This window comes from Aeromonas sp. R4-2, from assembly GCF_040908295.1.
GTDB lineage: Bacteria > Pseudomonadota > Gammaproteobacteria > Enterobacterales > Aeromonadaceae > Aeromonas > Aeromonas veronii.
Genome location: NZ_JBFODL010000005.1, coordinates 34331 through 58570, shown reverse-complemented (window position 1 = coordinate 58570; position 24240 = coordinate 34331). Strand labels below are relative to the sequence as shown.

23 protein-coding genes and 1 pseudogene are annotated in these 24240 nt (G+C 58.9%); 14 read left to right on the top strand and 10 right to left on the bottom strand.

The window, feature by feature from the left end:
• Positions 1–205: 205 nt before the first annotated feature.
• From mutY to mltC, 3 genes are all read left to right on the top strand, one after another.
• Positions 206–1258, top strand: a complete 1053-nt coding sequence (gene mutY / locus AB5Y99_RS01600) for an A/G-specific adenine glycosylase (RefSeq protein ID WP_323924869.1) — start codon at positions 206–208, stop codon at positions 1256–1258.
• Positions 1259–1266: 8 nt separating this feature from the next.
• Entirely contained in the window at positions 1267–1539 is a 273-nt protein-coding gene (locus AB5Y99_RS01595) for an oxidative damage protection protein (RefSeq protein WP_005335828.1), read from the top strand.
• A gap of 117 nt (positions 1540–1656) precedes the next feature.
• Complete coding sequence (gene mltC, locus AB5Y99_RS01590; protein WP_368208497.1) at positions 1657–2760, top strand: membrane-bound lytic murein transglycosylase MltC; 1104 nt, start codon at positions 1657–1659, stop codon at positions 2758–2760.
• A gap of 85 nt (positions 2761–2845) precedes the next feature.
• On the opposite strand, the gene AB5Y99_RS01585 is transcribed toward mltC, so the two are convergent.
• Positions 2846–3232 carry a YgiW/YdeI family stress tolerance OB fold protein gene (locus AB5Y99_RS01585; RefSeq protein WP_005335826.1) on the bottom strand — a complete coding sequence of 129 codons (387 nt, stop codon included), beginning with the start codon at positions 3230–3232 and terminating at the stop codon, positions 2846–2848.
• A gap of 254 nt (positions 3233–3486) precedes the next feature.
• Between AB5Y99_RS01585 and AB5Y99_RS01580 the strand changes: the two genes are divergently transcribed.
• Together AB5Y99_RS01580 and ompA are read left to right on the top strand one after the other, a co-directional pair.
• The gene (locus tag AB5Y99_RS01580; RefSeq protein WP_368208496.1) at positions 3487–4524 is read left to right on the top strand and encodes an SGNH/GDSL hydrolase family protein; all 1038 of its coding nucleotides are present in this window, start codon (positions 3487–3489) and stop codon (positions 4522–4524) included.
• A 265-nt stretch (positions 4525–4789) separates the two neighbouring features.
• Positions 4790–5827, top strand: coding sequence for a porin OmpA (gene ompA, locus AB5Y99_RS01575; protein WP_368208494.1), 1038 nt, complete (start codon positions 4790–4792; stop codon positions 5825–5827).
• Between the two features lie 131 nt (positions 5828–5958).
• On the opposite strand, the gene AB5Y99_RS01570 is transcribed toward ompA, so the two are convergent.
• Positions 5959–6981, bottom strand: a complete 1023-nt coding sequence (locus AB5Y99_RS01570; RefSeq protein ID WP_019445736.1) for a GGDEF domain-containing protein — start codon at positions 6979–6981, stop codon at positions 5959–5961.
• 134 nt (positions 6982–7115) lie between these two features.
• On the opposite strand from AB5Y99_RS01570, the gene rnr reads away from it, so the two are divergent.
• Genes rnr through AB5Y99_RS01550 form a run of 4 tightly spaced genes read left to right on the top strand, consistent with a single transcriptional unit; the run spans position 7116 to position 11342 of the window.
• On the top strand, positions 7116–9509 hold the full coding sequence (gene rnr / locus AB5Y99_RS01565) for a ribonuclease R (RefSeq protein ID WP_247823489.1): 2394 nt from the start codon (positions 7116–7118) through the stop codon (positions 9507–9509).
• Positions 9506–10255, top strand: coding sequence for a 23S rRNA (guanosine(2251)-2'-O)-methyltransferase RlmB (gene rlmB, locus AB5Y99_RS01560; RefSeq protein ID WP_368208492.1), 750 nt, complete (start codon positions 9506–9508; stop codon positions 10253–10255). The genes rnr and rlmB overlap by 4 nt, the downstream gene beginning before the upstream one ends.
• A gap of 2 nt (positions 10256–10257) precedes the next feature.
• Positions 10258–10830, top strand: coding sequence for a Crp/Fnr family transcriptional regulator (locus AB5Y99_RS01555; RefSeq protein ID WP_005354833.1), 573 nt, complete (start codon positions 10258–10260; stop codon positions 10828–10830).
• Between the two features lie 56 nt (positions 10831–10886).
• On the top strand, positions 10887–11342 hold the full coding sequence (locus AB5Y99_RS01550) for a GNAT family N-acetyltransferase (protein WP_368208491.1): 456 nt from the start codon (positions 10887–10889) through the stop codon (positions 11340–11342).
• Positions 11343–11414: 72 nt separating this feature from the next.
• On the opposite strand, the gene srmB is transcribed toward AB5Y99_RS01550, so the two are convergent.
• Positions 11415–12638 carry an ATP-dependent RNA helicase SrmB gene (srmB, locus tag AB5Y99_RS01545; protein WP_005335816.1) on the bottom strand — a complete coding sequence of 408 codons (1224 nt, stop codon included), beginning with the start codon at positions 12636–12638 and terminating at the stop codon, positions 11415–11417.
• 119 nt (positions 12639–12757) lie between these two features.
• Here srmB and AB5Y99_RS01540 point away from each other — a divergent pair, with 119 nt between their 5' ends.
• The 3 genes from AB5Y99_RS01540 to brnQ (AB5Y99_RS01530) all read left to right on the top strand — a co-directional run bounded on the left by AB5Y99_RS01540 (position 12758) and on the right by brnQ (AB5Y99_RS01530) (position 16693).
• Positions 12758–13468 (top strand): tRNA1(Val) (adenine(37)-N6)-methyltransferase, encoded by a 711-nt coding sequence (locus AB5Y99_RS01540; RefSeq protein ID WP_368208489.1) that lies wholly within the window; start codon positions 12758–12760, stop codon positions 13466–13468.
• A 191-nt stretch (positions 13469–13659) separates the two neighbouring features.
• Entirely contained in the window at positions 13660–14964 is a 1305-nt protein-coding gene (brnQ, locus tag AB5Y99_RS01535; RefSeq protein ID WP_005335813.1) for a branched-chain amino acid transport system II carrier protein, read from the top strand.
• Between the two features lie 451 nt (positions 14965–15415).
• A complete protein-coding gene (gene brnQ, locus AB5Y99_RS01530) occupies positions 15416–16693 on the top strand; it encodes a branched-chain amino acid transport system II carrier protein (protein ID WP_368208562.1) in 1278 nt (425 codons plus the stop codon).
• 73 nt (positions 16694–16766) lie between these two features.
• On the opposite strand, the gene AB5Y99_RS01525 is transcribed toward brnQ (AB5Y99_RS01530), so the two are convergent.
• From AB5Y99_RS01525 to zur, 3 genes are read right to left on the bottom strand one after another with little or no spacing between them, the layout of a single operon-like run.
• Positions 16767–16997, bottom strand: a complete 231-nt coding sequence (locus AB5Y99_RS01525) for a hypothetical protein (RefSeq protein WP_040066994.1) — start codon at positions 16995–16997, stop codon at positions 16767–16769.
• A gap of 4 nt (positions 16998–17001) precedes the next feature.
• Positions 17002–17463, bottom strand: a complete 462-nt coding sequence (locus tag AB5Y99_RS01520; protein ID WP_005343179.1) for a chemotaxis protein CheX — start codon at positions 17461–17463, stop codon at positions 17002–17004.
• Positions 17453–17911, bottom strand: a complete 459-nt coding sequence (gene zur, locus AB5Y99_RS01515) for a zinc uptake transcriptional repressor Zur (protein ID WP_139747120.1) — start codon at positions 17909–17911, stop codon at positions 17453–17455. The genes AB5Y99_RS01520 and zur overlap by 11 nt, the downstream gene beginning before the upstream one ends.
• A gap of 137 nt (positions 17912–18048) precedes the next feature.
• On the opposite strand from zur, the gene dusA reads away from it, so the two are divergent.
• Entirely contained in the window at positions 18049–19035 is a 987-nt protein-coding gene (dusA, locus tag AB5Y99_RS01510; protein ID WP_368208487.1) for a tRNA dihydrouridine(20/20a) synthase DusA, read from the top strand.
• Positions 19036–19098: 63 nt separating this feature from the next.
• Here dusA and AB5Y99_RS01505 read toward each other — a convergent pair whose 3' ends face one another.
• The 3 genes from AB5Y99_RS01505 to AB5Y99_RS01495 form a co-directional block, all read right to left on the bottom strand.
• Entirely contained in the window at positions 19099–20658 is a 1560-nt protein-coding gene (locus AB5Y99_RS01505) for a methyl-accepting chemotaxis protein (protein WP_368208485.1), read from the bottom strand.
• A gap of 137 nt (positions 20659–20795) precedes the next feature.
• Positions 20796–21095, bottom strand: a complete 300-nt coding sequence (locus tag AB5Y99_RS01500; protein ID WP_005335795.1) for a hypothetical protein — start codon at positions 21093–21095, stop codon at positions 20796–20798.
• A gap of 118 nt (positions 21096–21213) precedes the next feature.
• Positions 21214–22818, bottom strand: a complete 1605-nt coding sequence (locus AB5Y99_RS01495) for an ABC transporter substrate-binding protein (RefSeq protein ID WP_368208483.1) — start codon at positions 22816–22818, stop codon at positions 21214–21216.
• Positions 22819–23002: 184 nt separating this feature from the next.
• Between AB5Y99_RS01495 and AB5Y99_RS01490 the strand changes: the two genes are divergently transcribed.
• Positions 23003–23710 (top strand): ParB-like protein, encoded by a 708-nt coding sequence (locus AB5Y99_RS01490; RefSeq protein WP_005363020.1) that lies wholly within the window; start codon positions 23003–23005, stop codon positions 23708–23710.
• A 94-nt stretch (positions 23711–23804) separates the two neighbouring features.
• Here AB5Y99_RS01490 and AB5Y99_RS01485 read toward each other — a convergent pair.
• Positions 23805–24086: pseudogene (locus AB5Y99_RS01485) on the bottom strand (CatB-related O-acetyltransferase); the annotation flags it as partial.
• Positions 24087–24240 lie beyond the last annotated feature (154 nt).

The window sequence follows — 24240 nt, the reverse complement described above, 5'->3', positions numbered from 1 at the left end:
GTATATCGTCTTTGTTACCGCTTTGCTGCCTGACCACCACCTGCCCGCAGCGCCAGTCAGCGCGGCTTTGACTTGGGCGTGACGAGGCCTTACGCTGCCGCACCAGACAGCTGGCGCTGTGCTGCGGGATGACTTTATGCCCGCGCAGGCCAGATGAGCCGAAGGAACCGCAGAGTTCCCCATATATCAACGACATGAGAACAACGTGAATCAATCAACCTTCGCAAGCCGGGTTCTGGAGTGGTACGAGCTTCATGGCCGCAAAACCTTGCCCTGGCAGCAGGAGAAGACCCCTTACCGGGTCTGGGTCTCGGAGATCATGCTGCAGCAGACCCAAGTCGCTACCGTGATCCCCTACTACCAGCGTTTTATGGCACGCTTCCCCGATGTGGTGGCGCTGGCCGATGCCCCTGTCGACGAGGTGCTGCACCACTGGACCGGGCTTGGCTACTACGCCCGGGCCCGCAACCTGCACAAGGCGGCCCAGCAGATCCGCGATCATCACCATGGTCTCTTTCCCGAGCGCTTTGACGAGGTGATGGCGTTGCCGGGGATTGGTCGTTCTACCGCCGGGGCCGTGTTGTCGCTCTCTCTGGGTCAGCCCCACGCCATCCTTGATGGCAATGTGAAGCGGGTACTCACCCGCTGGCTGGCGCTGCAGGGCTGGCCCGGCCAAAAACAGGTGGAGAACGAGCTGTGGGAGATCGCCATCCGGCTCACTCCCAAACTGGGCGTGGCGCAATACAATCAGGCGATGATGGATATCGGGGCCACAATCTGCACCCGCAGCAAGCCTGCCTGTGATCGCTGTCCGGTGCGGGCCGATTGCCAGGGGCTGTCGCAAGGCAAGCCTACCGCTTATCCCAACAGCAAGCCGAAGAAGAGCATTCCGGCTCGCGATGGCATCATGCTGCTGATCCGGCATGGTGATGAGCTGCTGCTGGAGAAGCGGCCGCCGCAGGGGATCTGGGGTGGGCTTTACTGCTTCCCGCAGGTGGCCTCGCTGGCGGAGGTGGATGGTCTGCTGGCATCCCTCGGCCTGAGCCATCACGGTTATCGTGAACTGGCCGGTTTTCGCCATACCTTCAGCCACTTCCATCTCGATATTCAGCCGCTGCTGATTGACATTGATGAGGCGCAGCCGCTGCGGCTCATGGAAGCAGATAACCGACTCTGGTATAACTTACGCCATCCTGCCGAGGTGGGGCTGGCGGCCGCCACGGCCCGTCTGCTCGCCTATCCAGAGTTACAACCATAGAGGTCAACATGAGCCGTACTGTATTTTGCCAACGTCTGAAAAAAGAGGGCCCGGGTCTGGATTTCCAACTCTATCCCGGTGAGCTCGGCAAGCGGATTTTTGACAACATCAGCAAGGAAGCCTGGGCCGAGTGGCAGAAGAAGCAGGTGATGCTGATCAACGAGAAAAAGCTCAACATGATGAATCTTGAGCATCGCCAACTGCTGGAAAAAGAGATGGTCAGCTACCTGTTTGATGCCGGTGAAGTGCAGATCGAAGGTTACACCCCGCCGGCCCAGTAAGCTCTCCGGCTGTTGTACGTGTGAATCGGAGCGGGAATGGCACCACACTGGCGTGACCGCTCCTGAAGTCGCAGCAAATGAATGATGGGCAGCTCTGCTGCCCGGTTTGAGGATCCTATGGGCCGAATTTTTTGGCTGCTGTGCACCCTGCTGTTTCTCTCTGCCTGCTCATCCTCCCCCAAGCCCAGCGGGAGTGAGGATGACGATCTGGTCAACGGCAAGGACATCCGCGGTTTTGAACACATGATCAGTGCGCTCTCCCATAACGTGAACGAGATATGGGGGAGGGAGGCGCTGTTTGCGGGTAAGTTTGACTACGTAAAATACACGGATCAGTACAAGAGCCGAGCCCACATCGACTTCTCCAGCGGTCACATCATGGTGGAGACGGTCTCGGGCATCGATCCCCGCGCTCACCTGCGTCGCGCCATCATCGAGACCCTGCTGACACCGGACGATCCGGCAGAAGTGGATCTTTACTCCGATCGGGAAATTCTGACCGGCGGCGAGCCCTTCCTCTACGGTCAGGTGCTGGACAATCAGCGCCAGCCAATCCGCGCCTCCTGGCGCGCCGAGCGTTATGCCGATTACCTGCTCAACACGGCGATGAAGAAGCGCACTCTGGGGATTCGCACCATCTTCTTCGTCGATATTCCCATGGTGGCTAACCATGAAGATCGACGTGGCTACAAGTATGCGGGGATCATCCGGGAGGCGTCGCGCAAATACGGCGTGCCGGAGAGCCTGATCTATGCGGTGATCAAGACCGAGAGCAGCTTCAACCCCTATGCAGTGAGCCATGCCAACGCTTATGGCCTGATGCAGGTGATCCCTGCCACTGCCGGTCGTGACGTCTATGTGCGGGTCAAGGGCAAGAACGGCCAGCCGACCCGGGAGGAGCTGTTCAACCCGGCCTACAACATCGATGTCGGTACCGCCTATCTGCACCTGTTGCAGACCGTCTATCTGGCGGATATCGAGGATCCGCGCTCCCGTCGTTATGCGGTGATCTCCGCCTATAACGGTGGTGCGGGCGGGGTGCTCAATACCTTCTCCAGCGATCGCAAGGCGGCGCCGGGCCGGATCAACCAGCTCTCCCCCGAGGCGGTCTATCAGGTGTTGACCGAGCAACATCCCAAAGAGGAGGCGCGCCGTTACCTCTACAAGGTCAATCAGGCCGAGAAGGGGTTCAAGAGAGCCTTTTCCAGTCGGGCCGGTTAAGCGGTAACGCTGCGTTAACCATGCAAAAGGGCGCTTGATATCAAGCGCCCTTTTAACGTCTGGCCAGTTCGTCGTTGAAGTGGCCTTATTTGGCGATAAAGCCGCCCTTGGTCTGCGGAGCCGCGCCCACTTTCTCCAGGGTTTTGACTTCCACTTCGGTCTTGTTCCAGCTGTGGTCTACTTCACCACGGATGCGGATCTGATCATCCGGGCCCACTTCGGTGCCACGCCACACATCCTGATCCACTTCGACCTCCACTTCACCGCTGGCATCGCGGAACAGATAGTTCTCGCCGCCCAGGTGCTTGACCAGTTTCCCTTCCAGGGTGGCCCAGCTGTCATCGGCCAGATCTTTCAGTTGAGCAACGGAAACCTTGTTCTGCTCCTGCGGGCCGGTATAGGCCGCCATGGCAAAAGAGGAGACAGACATCAGGGTCAACAGTCCGATTACGCTTGCGCTTGCCTTGTTCATTTCATACTCCTGTCGTTGGTATGAGGGCATTGTGCCGGGGGGGGCGTGAAACAAGCGTGAAAGAAATAGGCTGGTGTGATTGTCTGTTTTGTGAGCGCAAGCGATTTCATCGGTGGCGGAACATGTGTGATTTCATCTGGAACTGTAATCTGTCGCCTTCACCAGAAGTCAGTGGCAGCAGACTCTTCCCATGCCTGTCGCCACTCGAGGAGAAGTCCGCAGGTCTCACCTGCTTAATCGAAGAGCATAACAATATGAAAAAATGGCTTGTTTGTTTATTGGGGTTAATGGCATTGACCGCGCAAGCGGCAGAGGGACGCCAACCTTTTTCCCGGGTTGTGATGTTTGGTGACAGCCTCTCCGACACCGGCAAGATGTACAAAAAGATGCGGGGGTATCTCCCCTCCAGCCCACCTTACTTCAACGGGCGCTTCAGCAACGGCCCGGTGTGGCTGGAGCAGTTGGGTGACGAGCGTTTTCCCGGTCTGGTCGTGGCCAACGAGGCGGAAGGCGGTGCAACCGCGGTGGCCTATAACCATCTGGGAGCCCTGAATGGCTGGCTCGGTTTCTGGTCCTGGAATCCCAAATATCAGGTGATCAACAACCTCGATTACGAGATCGATCAGTTCCTGAAAAAGGACAAGTTCCGTCCCGATGATCTGGTGGTGATCTGGGTCGGTGCCAACGACTATCTGGCCTATGGCTGGAACACCGAGCGGGATGCGGATCTGGTGATCGATACCATCCGGCTGGCATCCAACCGGTTGGTGCTCAACGGCGCGCAGCAGATCCTGCTGTTCAACATTCCTGATCTGGGGCAGACCCCGTCAGCCCGCAGCATGAAGGTGGTGGAGAAGGTGCGTCATGTGGCCAGCTACCACAACCAGAAGTTGCAGAACCTCACTCGCGAGCTGGCTCCCCTTGGCATCGTGAAGCTGTTCGAAGTGGACAAGCAGTTTGACGAGATGATGCGCGATCCCCAGCTGTTCGGGCTGAGTGACACAGAACACGCTTGCTACGGTGGCGGCTATACGTGGAAGCCATTCTCCGGCAGCGCCGCCGAGGTGGCTGCGACCCCGGCTTTAAGTTTCTCCGAAAGAGTGGCTATTGCCGGTAACCCGATCCTGGCGCAGGCGGTGGTGAGCGGGCAGGCAAAAGGGCGAGCAGCGACTCTCAACTGCGATGAGCATATGTTCTGGGATCAGGTGCATCCGACCAAGACGGTGCACAAGGTACTGAGCCAGCGTGTTGCTGACTTTATCGATCAGCACTACGAGTTTGTTCGTCACTGATATCGCTTCGGGCCAGCATGTTGCTGGCCTTTTTCTCCTATCTGCCCTCATCTGTGCGTCTTTTTGCGTCACATCCAGTTCAAATAACAAACGTTTGTTGCTGTTTTTGTAACGTGGTTGCGTTAAAGTGTTTTTTGTTAATTGATATCAGTGACTTGAAAATAGGCTAACGTTGATATGCTGCGATCGCTTTTGGGTGGTTGCACCTATAAGACGAGGTGATATCAATCAACCTCCTCCTACATAAAGTTGCAGAGGCTCAAACATGAAAAAATCATTGATTACCTTGCTGGTTACCGGCTTGCTGGCGGCCAATGCCCAGGCTGCCGGTCAGGACAACACCTGGTATGGCGGTGCCAAACTGGGTTGGTCCAACTTCTACGGCATTGATGAAAGCAATGCCCTGACCCTTGGCAATGAGACCAACGATGCCTTGGGTGCAGGCGTGTTTGGCGGTTATCAGATCAACCAGAATCTGGGACTGGAGCTGGGTTACGACTATCTGGGCAATTACAAATACGATGCCACTACGGCGGCAGGCGCTTTCAGTGATGAAGTAAAAGCACAGCTGGCTCAACTGACCCTGAAACTGGGTTTCCCGGTTACCGATAATCTTGATCTGTATGGTCGTGTCGGTGGCGGTTATGGCTGGGCTGATACCAAGAGCGATGTCTACAAAGATGACAGCCGCTTTGTCATGGTCGGTGCACTGGGTGCCGAGTATGCGTTCAATCTCGACTGGGCCGCTCGCCTGGAGTACCAGTACACCACCCCGTATGGCAGCCGCGATGATACCGGTCTGAGAATGGATAACGGCCTGCTCTCACTGGCAGCGGTTTATCGCTTTGGTCAGGTTGCCCCTGTGGCGTCCGCCCCGGCTCCGGAACCTGCTCCTGCACCTGTGATGGTTGAGAAGCAGTTCACCCTGAGCTCCGATGTGCTGTTTGACTTCAACAAGGCGACCCTCAAGCCAGAGGCCAGTCAGGCACTGGATAGCCTCTATAGCCAGATTGAAGAAGCACGACCCAAAGATGGCGTGGCAACCGTAATTGGTCACACCGACCGTATTGGTTCCGATGCCTACAACCAGAAGCTCTCCGAACAGCGTGCCCAGACCGTTGCCAACTATCTGGTTGGTAAAGGGATCCCGGCCGCCAAGATCAATGTGGAAGGGCGTGGTAAATCCTCACCCGTTACCGGCGACAGCTGCGTCAGCAAGTCCAAGCGTGAGCTGATCGTCTGTCTGGCTCCGGATCGTCGTGTTGATGTGAAAGTCGAAGGTGTCAGCGAGGTGCAGGAGTAATCCTTCACACTGAGCAGAGTTCCACTGGGGCTGGAATGAACAGCCCCTGTCGGAGCAAGAGAGACCAAAAAGCCAGTCAGTTGATCTGACTGGCTTTTTACATTGGCATTGCGGTCGGGCAGGGGACTAAATCAGGAAGGGAGCGGCATCACCCGGTTGCGCCCCAGCTCCTTGGCCTTGTAGAGCAGCTTGTCGGTACGTTCGACCAGACAGTCTGCGCTCTCCTGACCGTTGAACTCACCCACGCCAAACGAGGCTGTGATGTGGTCGATGCGGCGGCCCGATTTGCGATCCAGAATCGACATCCGCTCGATGGCGCGGCGCATGCTCTCCGCCATCTGTCTGGCCAGCGCCAGCGAGCGATGGGGGACCAGCATGGCGAACTCCTCCCCACCCAGCCGATAGGCGGTGACCCCCTCCTTGCAGGCATCGCGCAGCCGTTTACTGAAGGCGCGCAGTACCTGATCGCCGAGCAGGTGCCCATATTCGTCGTTGAAGTTCTTGAAGCGATCGATATCGGCGAGGATCAGCGAGAAGGGGTGCTGGCTGCGGATCAACCCCTCCAGCTCCAGATCGAAGGCGCGGCGGTTGAGCAGGTTGGTGAGGGCATCCTCGTTGGCCAGTTTGCGTGTCTCGTTGAGCGCCGCCCGCAGCTCCTTGATCTCTTTCTCCGCATTGCTGAGCTGGTTGCGAAAGTGCATGGTGGACATGCGCACATCCCGCGATTCGCGCACCAGCTCCCGCAGGATCCCCATGGTGTCTTCCAGGCTGAAGCCCTCGTCATCAATGCGGCTGAGCTTGTCAAAACTCTTGTCGAGCATCTCCTGAAACATGCCGGTATCGGAGATGGCGTCCTGCATGGAGTGGCCGAGCTCGTTGGCCATGGCGGCGAGGCTCAGTTTCATTGCCTCCATCTGCTTCTCGTCCTGAGCGGCCAGATACTGGTGATAGAGCCGCTCGCAGGTGGTGAGCGAGCAGGTTCCCTGCATTTTGACTGCCTGATCAATCGCCTGGTTGAGCTCGGGCATGCTGGCCGAGACATAGTTGTACCACAGGTGGTAATTGTCCGGCGTCGTGGGGATCTGGTACTTGATCATCAAGGGAACCGCCTGTTTGAGATAGGCGGCGGATTGGGCAAATGTGTCCTTACTCATGAGTTCTGTGTCTCATCATGCCAGCGAACTGAAGATAGTATGACAGAGAGATTGGCCAAAAGGCAGCCGATGGATGCCATTCGCCCCCCCCTCCGATATAATGGCACCGTTACCACCTACCCTAAGGCCTGCTTATGTCTCAAAAAGATCCTTTCCTCGAACGCGAGGCCGAAAAATACGATAACCCCATCGCCAGTCGCGAGTTGATCCTGGAACTCATCAAGGGCCATGAAAAGCCCATGTCCCGTGAAGAGTTGTCCAAGGTCCTCAAGCTGAAAGATGAAGAGCCGTTGGAAGCCTTGCGTCGTCGTCTGCGCGCCATGGAGCGTGATGGACAACTGGTATTCACTCGCAACCAATGTTATGCCCTGCCGGATCGCCTGAATCTGGTCAAAGGTTATGTAATCGGCCACAAGGATGGCTTCGGTTTTCTGCGTCCGGAAGGTGGTGGTCCGGATCTGTATCTGAACAACCGAGAGATGCAACGCCTGATGCATGGCGATTACGTGCTGGTGCAACCGACCGAGATCGACCGCAAGGGTCGTCAGGAAGCGCGTCTGGTGCGCCTGCTCAAGTCCCGTGAGGCAGACATTGTCGGCCGTTACTTCGTCGAGAATGGCGTAGGTTTCGTGGTGCCGGATGACAGCCGTATCGGCCAGGACATCATCATCCCGGAAGGGGAGAACAAAGGGGCTCGCCAGAGCCAGGTCGTGGTTGTGCGCATTAACCAGCGCGCCACCTCCCGCATCAATGCCGTCGGCACCGTACTGGAAGTGCTGGGCGAGAACATGGCGCCGGGCATGGAGATCGAAATTGCCCTGCGTACCCACGGTATCCCGCACACCTGGCCGGAAGAGGTGACCAAAGAGGTTGCCGGTCTTGGCGAGCAGGTGCCGGAGAAAGCCAAAGAGGGCCGCATCGACCTGCGCGCCCTGCCGCTGGTGACCATCGACGGGGAAGATGCCCGTGACTTCGATGACGCCGTCTTCTGTGAAGCCAAACGCGGTGGCGGCTGGCGCCTGTGGGTCGCGATTGCGGACGTCTCCGCCTACGTGAAGCCCGGCACGGCGCTGGATGCCGAAGCGTATCAGCGCGGCAACTCCGTCTACTTCCCCGAGTTCGTGGTGCCCATGCTGCCGGAGGTGCTTTCCAACGGCTTGTGTTCCCTGAACCCGCAAGTTGACCGCCTCTGCATGGTGTGCGAGATGACCATCTCCGCCGCTGGTCGCATGTCCGGCTACAAGTTCTACGAAGCGGTAATGAACTCTCACGCCCGTCTGACCTACACCAAGGTTGCCGCGATCCTCGATGGCGATCCCAAGCTGCGCCAGCAGTATGATCCGCTGGTGGGCCACATCGAAGAGCTGAACAACCTCTACAAGGCGCTCAAGCATGCCCGCCATCAGCGTGGCGCGGTGGAGTTCGAGAGCGAGGAGACCCGCTTCATCTTCAACGCCCAGCGCAAGATCGACCGCATCGTGCCACTGGTGCGCAACGATGCCCACAAGATCATCGAAGAGTGCATGATCCAGGCGAACGTGGCTGCTGCCCGTTATATCGAGAAGAACGAAGCCGCCGCCCTGTTCCGGGTGCACGACCGTCCGGGCGAAGAGCGTCTGACCGGTTTCCGCGATTTTCTGGCCGAACTGGGTCTGGAGCTCAAGGGCGGACTCGAGCCCGAGCCGAAAGACTTTGCCGAGCTGGCCGCCAAGTTTGAGGGGCGCCCCGATGCGGAGCTGCTCTCCACCATGCTGCTGCGCTCCATGCGTCAGGCCATCTATCAGGCCGACAACATCGGTCACTTCGGTCTGGCGTTGAAGTCCTACGCGCACTTCACCTCGCCAATCCGTCGCTATCCCGACCTCATCCTGCACCGGGCGATCAAGTACCAGACTGCCAAGGAGCAGCAGGGCAATCTGCGCCACAAGTGGACCCCGAGCGGTGGTTATCACTACCAGCTGGAAGAAGTAGACCCGATGGGCGAGCACTGTTCCATGACTGAGCGCCGTGCCGACGATGCGACCCGCGACGTGGCCGACTGGCTCAAGTGCGAGTACATGCTGGATCACGTGGGTGACGAGTTTGACGGCGTTATCGCCAGCGTCACCGGCTTTGGCTTCTTCGTGCGTCTGGCGGAGATCCACATCGATGGTCTGGTGCACGTCAGCACCCTCACCAACGACTACTACCAGTTTGATCCCCTGCACATGCAGCTGATTGGCGAGAACTTCCGCCGTCGCTACCGTCTGGGCGACAAGGTGCGGGTAAAGGTGATGGGCGTGAACCTGGATGATCGCAAGATCGACTTCGTGATGGTGGAAGAGCCGCTCAAGGCCACCGGCAAGAACGCCAAAGAGATGGCGCGCAAACAGGCCGAGATCAAGAAAGAGAAGGCCAAGAGCGCCCAGCGCCACGAAAAACGTAAAGAGGGCAAGGATCACGGCAAATCCGACAAGGGTGGCCGCGCCAAACCGAGCAACAGACGACCGAGCAAAAAGGCTCGCGATAAGGCCAAGAGCACTAAATGAGTACAGAACTGATCTACGGCATTCACGCTGTCACCGCGCTGCTGGAGCGCACTCCCGAGCGCTTTATCGAGGTATGGGCGCTGAAAGGGCGGGACGACGACCGGCTGCAACCCCTGCTGGCCGAGCTGGAATCTCTCGGTCTCAAGGTGCAGAGCGTGAACCGCAAGACCCTTGATGACAAAGCGGAAGGCAACAATCACCAGGGCATTATGGCCCGGGTGAAAGAGGCGCCGAAGCTGGCAGAGCACGATCTGGCCAGCCTGCTGGATGAGTTGGCGGCACAACAGAACCAGCCCTTCCTGCTGGTGCTGGATGGCGTGACCGACCCGCACAACCTCGGTGCCTGCCTACGCAGCGCCGATGCTGCCGGGGCTCATGCTGTCATCGTGCCGCGGGACAAGGCCTCCGGCCTGACCCCGATCGTGCGCAAGGTTGCCTGTGGCGCGGCCGAAGTGGTGCCGCTTATTCAGGTCACCAACCTGGCCCGCACCCTGCGCGAGCTGCAAGAGCGCGGCGTCTGGATTGTCGGCACCGCTGGCGAGGCCGATCACGACCTCTATCAGGCCAAACTGATCGGCCCGATGGCGCTGGTGATGGGTGCTGAAGGTAAAGGGATGCGTCGCCTGACCCGCGAACATTGCGACGAGCTGGTGAGCATCCCGATGGCAGGGGCGGTATCCAGCCTCAACGTCTCGGTGGCAACCGGCGTCTGCCTGTTTGAAGCCGTGCGTCAGCGTCGCGGTTAATCATGCTGACTGACAGACCCCCCTTCGATTGGGCGCAGGTCGCAGATAGAGAGGAGGCCGCGCGCCTCCTCTCTTTTGCCCGCCCGCTGACCCTCAGCCCGAAAAGCTGCCTCTGGCACGCTGGTGACAGCCCGGATCTGCTGGTCAGGGTGGAGCAGGGGCTGCTGCGGGCCAAGCTGGTGCTGGAGGATGGCCGCGAGTACATCAAGGAGTTCTATTGGGAGGGGGACGAGTTTCTCGACTTTCACCACCTGCTCAGTGGCGAGCCGGCCCGCTACAGCGTGGAGGCGCTGGAGCCCTGTCGTCTGCAGCTGTTCAGTCTGGCCGACCTGCGCCAGCTGCCCGGCTGGCCGCGCTGGTACCAGCACCTGCTGGAGGTGCAGCTGCGCATCAAGGAGGAGAAGGAGCAGTTGCTGCTGACCGGCAGCCCGCAGGCGCGCTATCAGCACTTTCTCGACAGCTTTCCCGCGCTTGATGCCAGAGTGCCGGATCACCAGATCGCCGCCTATCTCGGTATCACTCCCATCAGTCTGAGCCGCATTCGCAAACGGCTGAAAGAACTTAACAAAGGTTAATGCGGGGCGCTGGCGCCACGATTATGCTGGCAGGCCGAACTGATAAGGAGTTGCCGATGAACTGGATCCTGAAACCCTGGTCTGAACTGACCACTGACGAGTTGTATGAGTTGCTGGCGCTGCGGGCCGAGGTATTCGTGGTGGAGCAGACCTGTCCCTTTCAGGATCTGGACGGGCTCGATCGCCGCGAAGGGGTCTGGCACCTGCTCGGCTATCAGGGCGAGCTGCTGGCCGCCTATACGCGGATCATGGCGCCCGGCATCAGCGACGAGAGCGGCGCCGCCATCGGTCGGGTGGTGACCTCACCCAAGGCGCGCGGCGGCGGTCTCGGTCATAAGCTGATCAGCGAGGCGGTCAAGGCGTGCGAGGCGCTCTGGCCGACCCACAGCATTTGGCTGGGGGCGCAGGCCCATCTGCAAGGCTTCTATGGCCAACACGGTTTTGTGGCGGAAGGGGAAGGCTATCTCGAAGATGATATCCCCCATATGGGGATGCGCAGAGTGGTGGCATAACCACTCGTCAGCGTGATTCAGAATGCAGAAGGGCCATCCCGCGGGATGGCCCTTCTCTTTATCGCCAGGCGATCACTTCTTCTTTTTCTTCTTGGCGGACTTCTTCTTGTCGACCGGCTTTTTCTTCTTCACCGGTACCCGCGCTTCTTTGTGTTTCGGGCGCAGCTCGTCGATCACCCGGCGCTTGAGGCGCTCCTCGGTGTAGCGTTCGATTTTGGCGACCATCGCCATGTCGTGGGCTTCTACCAGACTAATGGCACAGCCACGGTTGCCGGCGCGGCCGGTACGGCCAATCCGGTGGACGTAGACATCGGCGCCGTAGGGCATGTCGTAGTTGATGACATGGCTGACGTTCGGCAGGTCGATGCCGCGTGCGGCGACGTCGGTGGCGATCAGGAAGGGCACTTCCCCTTCGTGGAACTTGCGGATCGACTCGATACGCTTGCTCTGCTCCATCTCGCCACGGATCCAGGCGCAGGAGATACCTGCAGCCTGCAGCTGGCCGGAGAGCTCCGCCAGACGCTCGCGGGTCTTGACGAAGATGATGGCTTTCTGGGTTTCCGGATCTTTCAGGATATGGGTCAGCAGCGCCAGCTTGTGGGCGGCGTCATCGGCCAGATGGATCCACTGGGTGATGGGGCGACGTTCGCTGCGGGGCGGCTCGGCGTGCAGCTCCACCGGATCCTTGAGGATCTCGTTGGCGAACTTCTCAAGGCCGGCCCCTTCCAGGGTGGCGGAGAAGAGCATGGTGTGCTTGCGGTAGCGCGCCTCTTCCACGATGCGGTTCACATCCTTGATAAAGCCCATGTCCAGCATGCGATCCGCTTCATCCAGCACCAGCACTTCGATGTCGTGGCTCTCGAACTCCTCTTTCTCGATGTATTCGAGCAGACGACCCGGGGTGGCCACGACAATGTCGGTGGTCTTGGTCAGGGCTGGCAGTTGCTCTTCATGGCTGACGCCGCCGATGATGGTCTCGATGCTGAGGTTGGTGTGAGCCGCCAGCGCCTTGGCATGGGCGGTCACCTGCAGCGCCAGCTCGCGGGTCGGGGTCAGGATCAGCATGCGGCAGGGGCCGGGCTTGCGGCGCGGGAAGTCCAGCAGGTGCTGGAGTGCTGGCAGCAGGAAGGAGGCAGTCTTGCCGGTACCGGTCGGAGCGGATGCCAGAATATCGCGGCCGTCCAGGGCTGGCTCCAGCACCATCTGCTGGATGGTGGTGGGGCGGGTGAATCCCATCTCGGCCAAGGCCCGGTTGAGGGCGGGGTGCAGGTCGAAATCATCAAAGGACTGGCTCATGGCAATACTCGGTCATTAAGGAAACGGCAGATTATAGGCGATTATCTCGTCGGCTCCTATTGGTGAGTGTGTCTTAGCCGCTATAATCGCCCACCATTTTTGCAGATGACGGGGGCCAGATGGGACGTAGTCGCGGATTTACCTTCAAACAGTTCCATATCAATCACGATCGCTGCGCCATGAAGGTGGGTACCGATGGCATTTTGCTCGGTGCCTGGGCGCCGGTCGAACAGGCGCGTCGAGTGCTCGATATCGGCACCGGCAGCGGCCTGATCGCCCTGATGCTGGCCCAGCGCAGCAGATCTGACTGCCGTCTTGATGCGGTCGAGCTGGATATTAATGCGGCTAGTCAGGCGCGGGAGAATGCGGCTGCCTCTCCCTGGGCCGATCGGGTGACCGTCATAGAGAGTGCCATTCAGGATTATCAGGCCGCCCCTTACGATCTTGTCGTCTCCAACCCTCCCTATTTCGTGGCAGGCCAGTCATTTAGCGATCCGGCGCGGGCGTTGGCCCGCCATACCGGTACCCTCGACAGCCACGCATTACTGGCGGCCTGCGATCGTTTGCTGAGCCCGAACGGGCAGGTGGCGCTGGTGCTGCCGACGGCGATGGCCGATGAAATTTTATGCATTTCGGCGAATTATGATCTGCATGGCATTTGTTATACAGCTGTTATCACCAGAGAGGGTAAAGAGGCAAATCGTGTTTTATTGCTACTTGGCAGAGGATTAAACAGGTGTGAGAGGGGTGAAATTGTGATCCATTCTGCTGATGGGGCCTATTCCGACAGATATATCCAACTGACCAACCCCTTCTATTTGAAGATGTAAATTTCGTCTTGAACTATTTTTTCACGCCATTATGCTGGTTCCAGATCGAGCGCCCGCTCCAGACCAGCTAAAACCACTGGTTGCGATGAAAAAACATGCGGGGCTCTTTTTTTATACCCCCTGAACACACCCGGTCAGCGACCGATAAAAACTATAACAAGCAATAATTTACAAGACAGACGAGGTTGAACTTGACGAAATCACTCACATTGTCCGACGTACTCGGATTAGGGTTTATGACCTTCGCCTTCTATCTGGGCGCCGGTAACATCATTTTCCCGCCGTTGGCCGGTTACATGGCTGGTGAGCACCTCTCCCTGGCGATGTTTGGCTTCCTGGTCACTGCCGTGGGCCTGCCTCTGGTGACCATTCTGGCCGTGGCGAAAGCCGGTAACGGTTGGGCTGGCATGACCAAGCTGCTGCCTGCCGGTGTCGCGACTGCGCTGGCCGTTGCCATCTACATCATCATAGGCCCGGCCTTTGCCGCGCCCCGTACCGGTCTGGTTGCCTATGAAATGGGCCTCAAGCCGTTTATCGGCGATATGGGGCAGGCGGGTCTTGCTGCCTATACCGTGATCTTCTTTGGTGTGGCCATTCTGGTCTCCATGAACCAGGGCAAGCTGATGGACGCCATCGGCAAATACCTGACTCCGGTACTGATGCTGCTGCTGCTGACTCTGGCGATCGGAGTATTTGTTGCGCCGCAAGGCTCCATGCCTGATGCGTCCGGTGACTATCAGAACAGCCCCTTCGTGAAAGGGATCCTGGAAGGCTACAACACCATGGACACCCTGGCGTCCCTGATGTTTGGCGCTCTGATCGTCGATCTGCTGCGCCAGAAAGGCATCAACGATTACAAGAGCCAGTTCAAGTATCTGGCCATTGCCGGCCTCATCTCTGCCGTTGGTCTGAGCGTGGTGTACGTCTCCCTGTTCCAGCTGGGTAACACTGCAGCCGGTGTGGCGACCGATGTCAGCAATGGTGGCGCCATCGTCAACGCCTACGTACTGAGCCTGTTTGGTCAGCCGGGTCAGTTCATTCTGGCGGCCATCATCACTCTGGCGTGCTTTACCACTGCAGTCGGTCTGATCTCTGCCTGTTCCGATTTCTTCCACAATCTGACCGGCATGGCTTACAAGAAGCTGGTGGTGTTGCTGGGCGTTATCTGTGCCGTGGTGGCCAACGTGGGCCTGAGCCAGTTGATCAGCCTCTCCATTCCGGTGCTGGTTGCCATCTATCCGGTTGCCGTGGCGCTGGTGCTGGTCACCTTCCTGAAGGGTTACTTCGGCCGCCCCCGTCTGGTGTTCCGTGGCGTGTTGATGGTTGCCTTCCTGTTTGGTTGCCTGGATGGTCTGGGTGCTGCCGGTATGAAGATGGATGCGTTTGCCTTCCTGCCGCTGTTCGACAAGGGTCTCGCCTGGCTGATGCCGACCCTGCTGGCCTGCGTAGTTGGCGTGATGGTGCGTCCGACCGAGATGGCTGCCGAAGCTGCCTGATCACGCCCGATCTGATATTGCCAAGAGCCTGCCCCGTGCAGGCTCTTTTGTTTTCTGTGAGCTTCGTTTCTCGCCTCGCTTTACACTGCCGTAGTTGTCACCGTTCGCAGATAGCATCTGAGCAGCCGTATTTGGCCGCTATAACCTGTTCCCCCCTTCTTACCTCCCATACGCCACGTGTGACACCTGTTTATGGAACGCCGAGTTGTTCGGCGATTAATTCCGCAGCAGTAAATTGTTTCAAGATATTAATTGGTGATTGAGATCGAACTCTTCTTCTTTATGCTAAAGGTGGTGCGCCTCATCCGGTCCGAGGGCCGTGTGGGGGCGAGAGGTATTGTTACCGGTTATCTGCCAGGCAGTGGGTGCAATCAATAACAAGCTGATAAGGCAGATGAGGTTGAGTTTGACGAAATCATTGAAGTTGTCCGACGTATTCGGATTGGGGTTTATGACGTTTGCCTTCTATCTGGGGGCTGGCAATATCATTTTTCCGCCGCTGGCCGGTTTTATGGCTGGTGAGCATCTGCTGGCCGCCATGTGCGGCTTTTTGCTGACGGCGGTGGGTTTGCCGCTGATCACCCTGATTGCGGTGGCCAAGGGGAGCTCGGGGGGCGGCGCGAGTGGCTGGACCGGAATGACCCGCTATCTGCCCGCCGGGGCGGCGACGGCGCTGGCCATCGCCATCTATATCATCATGGGACCCGCCTTTGCCATTCCCCGCACCGGTCTGGTCGCCTACGAGATGGGGCTCAAGCCCTGGCTTGGCGATACCGGTCATGCGGGACTACTGATCTACACCCTGAGTTTCTTTGCGCTGGTGATCCTGGTGGCGCTCGATCGGGGCAAGCTCCTTGATGCGGTCGGCAAGTATCTGACCCCAGCCCTGATGGCGATGCTGCTTATTCTGGCGGTCGGGGTCTTTATGACGCCGCAGGGCACCATGCCTGATGCCAGCGGTGAGTACATAGATGCAGCCCTGACCAAAGGAATGCTGGAGGGGTACAACACCATGGATACCCTGGCCTCCCTGATGTTTGGCGCCCTGATCATCGGGTTGCTGCGCCAGAAGGGGATCGAGGATTATCGCAGCCAGTTCAAATATCTGACCATTGCGGGCTTGATCTCGGCGGTCGGGTTGTCGGCGGTGTATGTCTCGCTCTTTCAGCTGGGCAACAGCGCCGGTGGGGTGGCGAGCGATATCAGCAACGGCGGCGCCATCGTCAATGCCTACGTCCTGAGTCTGTTTGGTCAACCGGGCCAGTTTATTCTGGCTGCCATCATCACCCTGGCCTGTTTTACCAGTGCGGTCGGCCTGCTCTGTGCCGGTGCCGACTACTTCCATGGCCTTACAGGTTGGGCCTATCGCAACTGGGTCATGCTGCTGGGGGCGCTCTGTGCAGTGGTGGCCAATGTGGGGCTGAGCGAGCTGATCGGCCTCTCGATTCCGGTGCTGGTGGCCATCTATCCGGTTGCCATCGCGCTGGTGCTGGTGACTTTCCTCAAGGGATGGTTTGCCCAGCCACGGCTGGCGTTTCGCGGCGTGCTGACGGTCGCCTTTCTGTTTGGTTGCCTCGATGGGCTGGGGGCTGCCGGGATGGCGATGGACGGCTTTGCCTTCCTGCCGCTGTTCGACAAGGGGCTTGCCTGGCTGCTGCCGACTCTGCTGGCCTGCATCGTCGGCATCCTGGTGCGACCAAGCGGGAAGTTGGCGGCCGAAGCGGCTTGATTCAGGATCAACGAGATAGCAAAGAGGCCAGCATCTGTTGGCCTCTTCTGTTTCTGCCGGATCCGTTACCGGATCAGATTTGCGGGCCTGACGGCTTGGGTTTGCCCTCCAGACCATACCAGTGGGTTTCTACCCGTCCGGCATGCCACTCGAAGGTGCCCCAGGGCTGCTTGGCTTCCCAGCGCGGGAAGTTGATGAGCACCCGGTTATCTTCGTACTTGTAGAGGGAGGTGCTGATCTGAATGTCCGACAGTATCAACAGCAGGGCCCAGCAGATGAAAATCCATTTCAATGCTTTCCACATAGGGTTACTCGAAGCAAATTTCGATGGTAGCGCGACCGAAATCCGATTCGAACGGCATCATGATCTTGGTGCCATCGGCACGGTGGGTAATGGTGTGGTTGGGGCCGGAGACGATGATGGGGGTCGCCATGTCAAACTCGTAGCCCTTCTCGCCCAGCATCCGCTTGGCACCGCCGGTCACCATGTTGGTGATTTCACCGACCATGTCGGTCACCTCTTCGTTGATGGAGGCGGGCGCTTCCCCCAGCATGCGGCGCATGATCTCCAGCGCCAGCCCCTTCTCGAAGCTGATGGAGAGGGAGCCACGGGTCTGCGGGCCGACCATGCCGATCAGGCCGGAGACGTCGCCGCGCGCCAGCTCATCCATCTTGCGTTTCGGTTTGCCCGGTTTGAGTTCCAGCTGTGCCATGGTCGAGAGCACATTGAGCAGGGATAGCAGGAACGGATTTACAAAATCAGCCTTCATGATGACTTCCTACAGTGGGCGTACAACGGACACATTGGCCATGTGCCTCTATCGTCTTATTGGTAATAGTAAAACCATGCAAGTGGGCCTGCTCGGAAAACGCGCTATCGATCGCCGTATCGTGAAGCTCGACCACATCCCCGCACTCGTCGCAGATCAGCAACTGCATCGGGTGAGCGTGATCGAAGTGGCAGCAGAAGATAAACGCGTTGAGAGATTCCACCTTGTGAGCAAAGCCCTGTTCGAGCAAAAAATCGAGTGCCCGATAGACGGTTGGCGGCTTGGCATTGGCTTCGGTTTGTTGCAGCTGGGCCAACAAATCATAGGCGCTGATGGCGTTGCCGTGTGCCGCCAGCAGGCGAAATACCTGACGTCGGGTCGGGGTGAAGCGGATCCCTCGCTGTATACAGAGTCGCTCGGCTCGTTGTAAAAGTTGGTCTTGATTCATGATCGCGCAGATACCCTTTCTATTAGCCGGATACTATCACAGGGCCTCGCATGGCGCGGCGACAAAATTCATTTTCTGGGGCTGCTTCACGTTGTGATAAAATCCGCCCCTTTCTTTAGCCAACCCGGATGATTTTTATGCAGGCGCAGCGTTTTTCCATCGCCCCCATGCTGGACTGGACTGATCGGCATTGCCGTTACTTTCATCGACTGATGAGCCGCCAGACCTTGCTCTATACCGAAATGGTGACCACCGGCGCCATCATCCACGGTAAGGGGGATTATCTGGGTTACAGCGAGCAGGAGCACCCCATTTCCCTGCAGCTGGGTGGCAGCAATCCGGCCGATCTGGCGCGCTGTGCCAAGCTGGCCGAGGAGCGCGGCTATGACGAGGTGAACATCAACGTCGGCTGCCCCTCCGATCGGGTGCAAAACGGCCGTTTTGGTGCCTGCCTGATGGGTGAACCGGCGCTGGTGGCAGACTGCGTCAAGGCGATGCGCGATGTGGTCGATATTCCGGTGACGGTGAAGACCCGTATCGGCATCGACGAACAAGACTCCTACGAATTTCTGCAGGCCTTTATCGAACGGGTGCGCGATGCCGGTTGTGACACCTTTATCGTCCATGCTCGCAAGGCCTGGCTGAGCGGCCTGAGTCCCAAGGAGAACCGCGAGATCCCGCCCCTCGATTACCCTCGGGTCTATCGGGTCAAGCAGGATTACCCGGATCTCACCATCGCCCTCAACGGCGGTGTCACCTCCATGGAGCAAACTCTCGAGCACCTGCAACACGTCGACGGCGTCATGATGGGGCGCGAAGCCTATCAGAATCCCTACATTCTGGCGCAGGTGGATAATCTGGTGTTCGGCCAGAATAACGCCGTGCCGAGCCGCCATGAGGTGGTACGGATGATGCTGCCCTATATCGAGCAGGAGCTGGCCAAGGGCAACTACCTCTCCCATATGACCCGCCATATGCTGGGGCTGTTCCAGAACATGCAGGGTGCCCGCGCCTGGCGCCGTCACCTGAGTGAGAACGCCTGCAAGCCGGGCGCCGGTATTCAGGTGGTGCTGGATGCCATGGCCAAGGTGCCGGAGTTTGCCGCCAGCGAGCAGGGCGAATAACTCTTCTGTCAGGCAAAGCGAAAAAAGCGCGTCAGTTGACGCGCTTTTTTGATCGCTGTCGCTTCAATATCTGAACTGGTTGATCAGCCGCGAGAGATCTTGCAGCCGCTCAACCAGCAGGGTGATGCCATCTAGCGCCTGCCTGCTGTTGTCGGCGGTGTGGCTGGCCAGCTGGTGGATCTGGTGTACCCCTTCATCGAGGGTCGTCGTCACATCGGCCTGCTGACTCACCGCCTGGGCGATCTCGTCGCTGGTGCGGGTTACCTGCCCCAGCATCCGGTTGATCTGGGTGAGCACGTCGGCGGTGGTGCCTGCGTGCTGCTGGCAGCGCACCGAAGTCTGTGCCCCTTGTGTCATCCCGTCCGACAGCTGTTGTGTAGTCTGTTGCAGCGCCTGGATCATCTCGTGGATCTCGCTGGTCGAGGCACGGGTCTTCTGAGCCAGCGCCCTCACTTCATCCGCCACCACGGCAAAACCGCGCCCCTGTTCACCAGCACGGGCTGCCTCGATGGCTGCATTGAGTGCGAGCAGGTTGGTCTGGTCGGCGATTTGACTGATCACCTCCAGAATACCGCTGATCTTCTGGCTGTCGCTGGTGAGCTGGGCCAGCACGGCATGGTTGGCATCCAGCTCCTGATGGAGTTGGTTGACGGCGGAGCGGGTGGTCGCCAATGCTTGCAGCCCCTCGTCGGAGACCTGCTGTACCTCTATGACCAGATTGCTCGCCTCATGGGCACTGTGGGCCACATCGCGAATGGAGTGGCTCAACTCGGTGATGGCGGTCGCCAGCTGCTCGCTATGGGCGCGCTGCTGCTGCAGATGAGTATCAATGGTCTGGATATTGCCCCGGTCATCTTCGGCTGCCTGCAGGATCTGCTGGTTGGTGTCGGCGCTGCGCCCGACCACGGCCTTGAGCTCGGCCTGCTTCATCCGCAGGGCCAGTTCGACGGCCGCCAGGGTGTCGCGTCGTCGGGTGTAGAGCACCTGACAGAGGCGGGTTCCCTTGTCTTGATCGGCAAGGGTAAGCAGATGAGCCAGTCGCTGCTGTAACCGCCAGCCGTGGATTGCCTGTGCCAACAGCAACAGGGCGGTGGGTAGCAGCCATAACAGGTTGCCGGTGGCAAAGGTAGCAAGAGTGGTGAGCAAGGCAGAAGCGGAGAGCCAGAGGGTCAGCTGACCCGGTTCAATGTGAAAGCGGCTCAGCCAGGGAAGCGCCTTGCCGCTGCGCAACAGGCCATAGAGCAGCTCGGCCCAGGCCACATCGCTGGCGGCGGGTTTGGTGCGCACCGACTGGAACTCGACGATCTCCTTCTGCGCATTGAGGATCGGGGTGACGTAAGCGTTTACCCAATAGAACTGACCGCTTTTGGCGCGGTTCTTGACCAGCCCCATCCAGCTTTTGCCCTGTCGCAGCCGCTGCCACATGTCGGCGAAGGCCGCCTTGGGCATGTCGGGGTGTCGCACCAGATTGTGGGGCACCCCTTCCATCTCGGCAGCACCATACCCGGCCACATCACAGAAATGCTGGTTGGCATAGGTAATATGACTGGCGGGATCCGTGGTCGAGATGAGTGCGATGTTGTCGGGGAAGTGTATCTCCCCCTCCTGATGGAGTTTGGTCATGTGTCGTTCCTGAAAAAGCCAAATAACTGATAAATATATTTTTTATTGTCGTTCTCAGTTAATCATTCTAAGGCTCTTCAGTGACCCGAACTTGGCTTGGGTCAATTAATCAACACAATGAATTGATGAAGTGAGGGTCAGCTGGCCGGTGTGAAATCGTGAACTTCGCCGCTTCTCGGTTTAAAGCGCGGATCGCTATCTTTGTAGCTGCGCACCAGCTCCATCGTCTTGCAAAAGCTGGTCTGCTTGTCGTACTCCTGACGAGCCAACTCGATGGCCCGCTCGGCCCGGCGCCGCTCCATCTTGTCAGACTTGCGATCGCTGAACTGTTGCTGCTGGTGCAGCATCCAGCCGACAAACTCTTGCTGGCATTGAGATTCGCTGTTGGCCTGAGCAGGCAGGGTCCACAACAACGAGAGCAGTATCAAATAACGCATGTCTGACTGGGTATTGAAGATTAATTGAACAGAAGGGGCGGCATTTTAGGCTGGAAATCGTGGTGTGAACAGTATCAATAGCGAGGCCCGGCGGGGCCTCGCATCGTTGTGGCCGGTCTCAGTGTTTGATCAGATAGAGCTGGCGGCTGTAGGCCACATCTTCCGGGTTGTTGATGGGGTAGCCCTTGAGCCATGGCTTGATGAGTCGGGCATTGGTGTACTGGTAGATGGGGGCGATGGGGGCTTGATCCAGCAGGATCGCCTCCGCCTCGCCAAACAGCTTGCTGCGGCTGGCGGCATCCTGAGTGCTGGCCGCCTCTGCCAGTAGCTGGTCATAACGGGCATTGGCAAAGCCTGCCATATTGCCGCTGTGACGAGAGCCCCACAGGCCAAGGAACGCTGAAGGGTCGTTGTAATCTGCGACCCAGGAGGAGCGGATCACCTCGAACTGACCGCTCTGGCGGCTGTCGAGATAGGTTTTCCACTCCTGATTGGTCAGCTCGACCTCAGCGCCCAGCTTTTGCTTCCACATGCTGGCGATGGCCAACGCCATTTTCTTGTGAATTTCCGCGGTGTTGTAGAGCAGGGTCAGCTTGAGCGGCTTGTCCGGGCCGTAACCGGCCTCCTTGAGCAGGGCCTTGGCCTTGCTGTCCAGCGCCGGCTGGCTGCTGGTGGAGAGCAAGTTGGCGGCCGGGGTAAAGCTGGCGGTTACATCCGGAGTGAAGTGATAAGCCGGTTTCTCGCCGGTGCCGAGCACCTTGTCGGTGATCAGCGCGCGGTCGATGGTGTAGGAGAGCGCCTTGCGCACCCGCACATCGTTCAGTGGTGCCTGACGGGTATTGAAGGCGTAGTAGTAGGTGCCGAGCTGATCCGGGGTGTAGACCTCATTCGGGATCTGCTGCTTCAGCTTGCCGTACTGCTCCTTGGGGAAGGATTCGGTGATATGCAGATCGCCCGCCAGATAGCGGTTGGTGGCCGCGCTCTCCTGATTGATCGGCATGAAGATCACCTTGGTCAATACGGTATGGGCCCGATCCCAGTAATAAGGGTTGGGGGTCAGCTCCAGCTTCTCGTTGACCACCCGGTTGTTCAGCACAAAGGCACCGTTGCCCACCAGTTTGCCGGGTTGGGTCCACTGGTTGCCGTACTGCTCGATGCTGGCCTGATGGAGCGGCGACAGGCTGGGGTGGCTCAGCAGGTTCAGGAAGTAGGGCACCGGCTGGGAGAGGGTCACCTGCAGGGTGTGGTCATCAAGGGCCTTGACCCCCAGCTCGCTGGCAGGCAATTTGCCAGCGACTATCTCGTCCACCTTGTCGAAACGGGCCAGTTGGGCAAACCAGGCGAAGGTGGCCGCCTCTTTCGGGTCGACCAGCTTGCGCCAGCCGTAGACGAAGTCACCGGCCTTGACCGGATCGCCGTTGGACCAGCGCGCATCCGGGCGCAGATGGAAGGTAAAGAACTGGTTGTCCTTGTTCTCCCAGCTGGCCGCCACCCCGGCAACCGGTTTGCCATCCGGCCCCTGGGTCAGCAGCCCCTCGAACAGATCCCGCAGCACCTGCAACTCCGGCAGGCCGACCAGCTTGAGCGGGCTCAGGCTCGCAGGTTCATCCTTGAGGTGGCGAACGACAATCTGTTCGGCGGCGAGTTGTGTTCCGGCGGGAATATCGGCAGCCTGGACAGCAGCACAGCCCAACAGGGCCAGCAAGGGGGTCCATCCTTTCATGGGTCGGATCCTTCAAATAGTGTGAAGCGGGGAGAAAACTCGGCGAGAAAATATCGCCGACAGATGGGAAATCATGATATCCCGTTTGCTGGTCTGACCGCCAGCATTCGACTCTCACTCCCAATCGGGGTAGAAGAGCGTTCCCGGCGTCTGTGCAGTTCAATGTGGTGAGGAGTGTCAAACGATGAAAGCATGGTTATTGCTGGCCTGTGTGCTGAGCCAGGGTGCCTGGGCGTTGGCCCCGTGCCAGAGCGACACGGCGGTGGGCAACTGGTGCGAGATCGGCATCGATGCCTTGCACCCGACCCAGGGGGGCGTCGGCCAGATCCAGGTCGATGAGACCCAGGCCACATTGGCGGGCATGAGCGCAAAGCAGCTCGACAAGTTGATGAAAAAGAAAGAGATTCCTGTAGTGATTGCGCCGGATGGCAGCTACTGGCTGGTGGACCGCCACCATCTCACCAAGGCGTTGTGGCAGCAGGGCGTCAAGGATGCCCGGGTCAAGGTGATTGGCCGTCTGCAGGATAAAGCCAACTTCTGGAGTCAGATGCAGAACAACCACTGGGCCTGGCTCAAGGATGAGAAGGGGCAGCCGCTGACCCCGGAGCAGTTGCCGAGCAGCATCGACAAGCTGCCTGATTACCCCTATCGCACCCTCGCCGGACTGCTGCAGAATGCGGGCTACTTTCGCAAGGACAAACAGGTCTATTTCGTCGAGTTTGCCTGGGCCAGCTGGCTCGGCAAGCAGATGCAGTGGATGCCGGTGGACAGCGCCAATCTGGCGGCCCGCCTGCAACAGGCCAAACGGCTCGCCTGCGGCAGCGATGCCAAGGAGCTACCCGGTTATCCAGGCAAGCAGTGCAGCCTCAACCAGTCCAAAAGCGCGCAGTGAGTGGATGTGCGATGTCGGCATCCAGAGCATGTCGGAGATAAAAGAGGGCGACCCCGGGGTCGCCCTTATGCTGTCAGCTACCGGTTAGCGGTGGTCACTCATGGCGCTCCGCCCAGCGGGCAGCAGCCTGTTCAAGCAGGGCGACGTCACCTTGCTGGATCAGCGGTAGCAGATCGTTGACCTGTTGATCCCGCCAATCCCACCAAGCGAGGGCCTGTAGCCGGGCAATCTCCTCCTCGCCAAAGCGCATCCGCACCACCCTGGCCGGGGTGCCCGCCACCATGGCATAGGGCGGCACATCCTGATTGACCAGCGAACGGGCGGCGATGATGGCGCCGTCGCCGATGGTGACGCCGGGCATGATCATCGCCTCCATTGCGGGAGGCGTGGTCGCATTGTGGTGTGCTCCAAAGAAGGGGGGGGAAGGGCACGATCATAAGGTCGGGCGCCGGGTTTGCCAAGGTTGCGCAGAGATCCTGCACTAACCCTCTGGTTGATATTTATTCTCAATTAGCCATGATAACACTCCC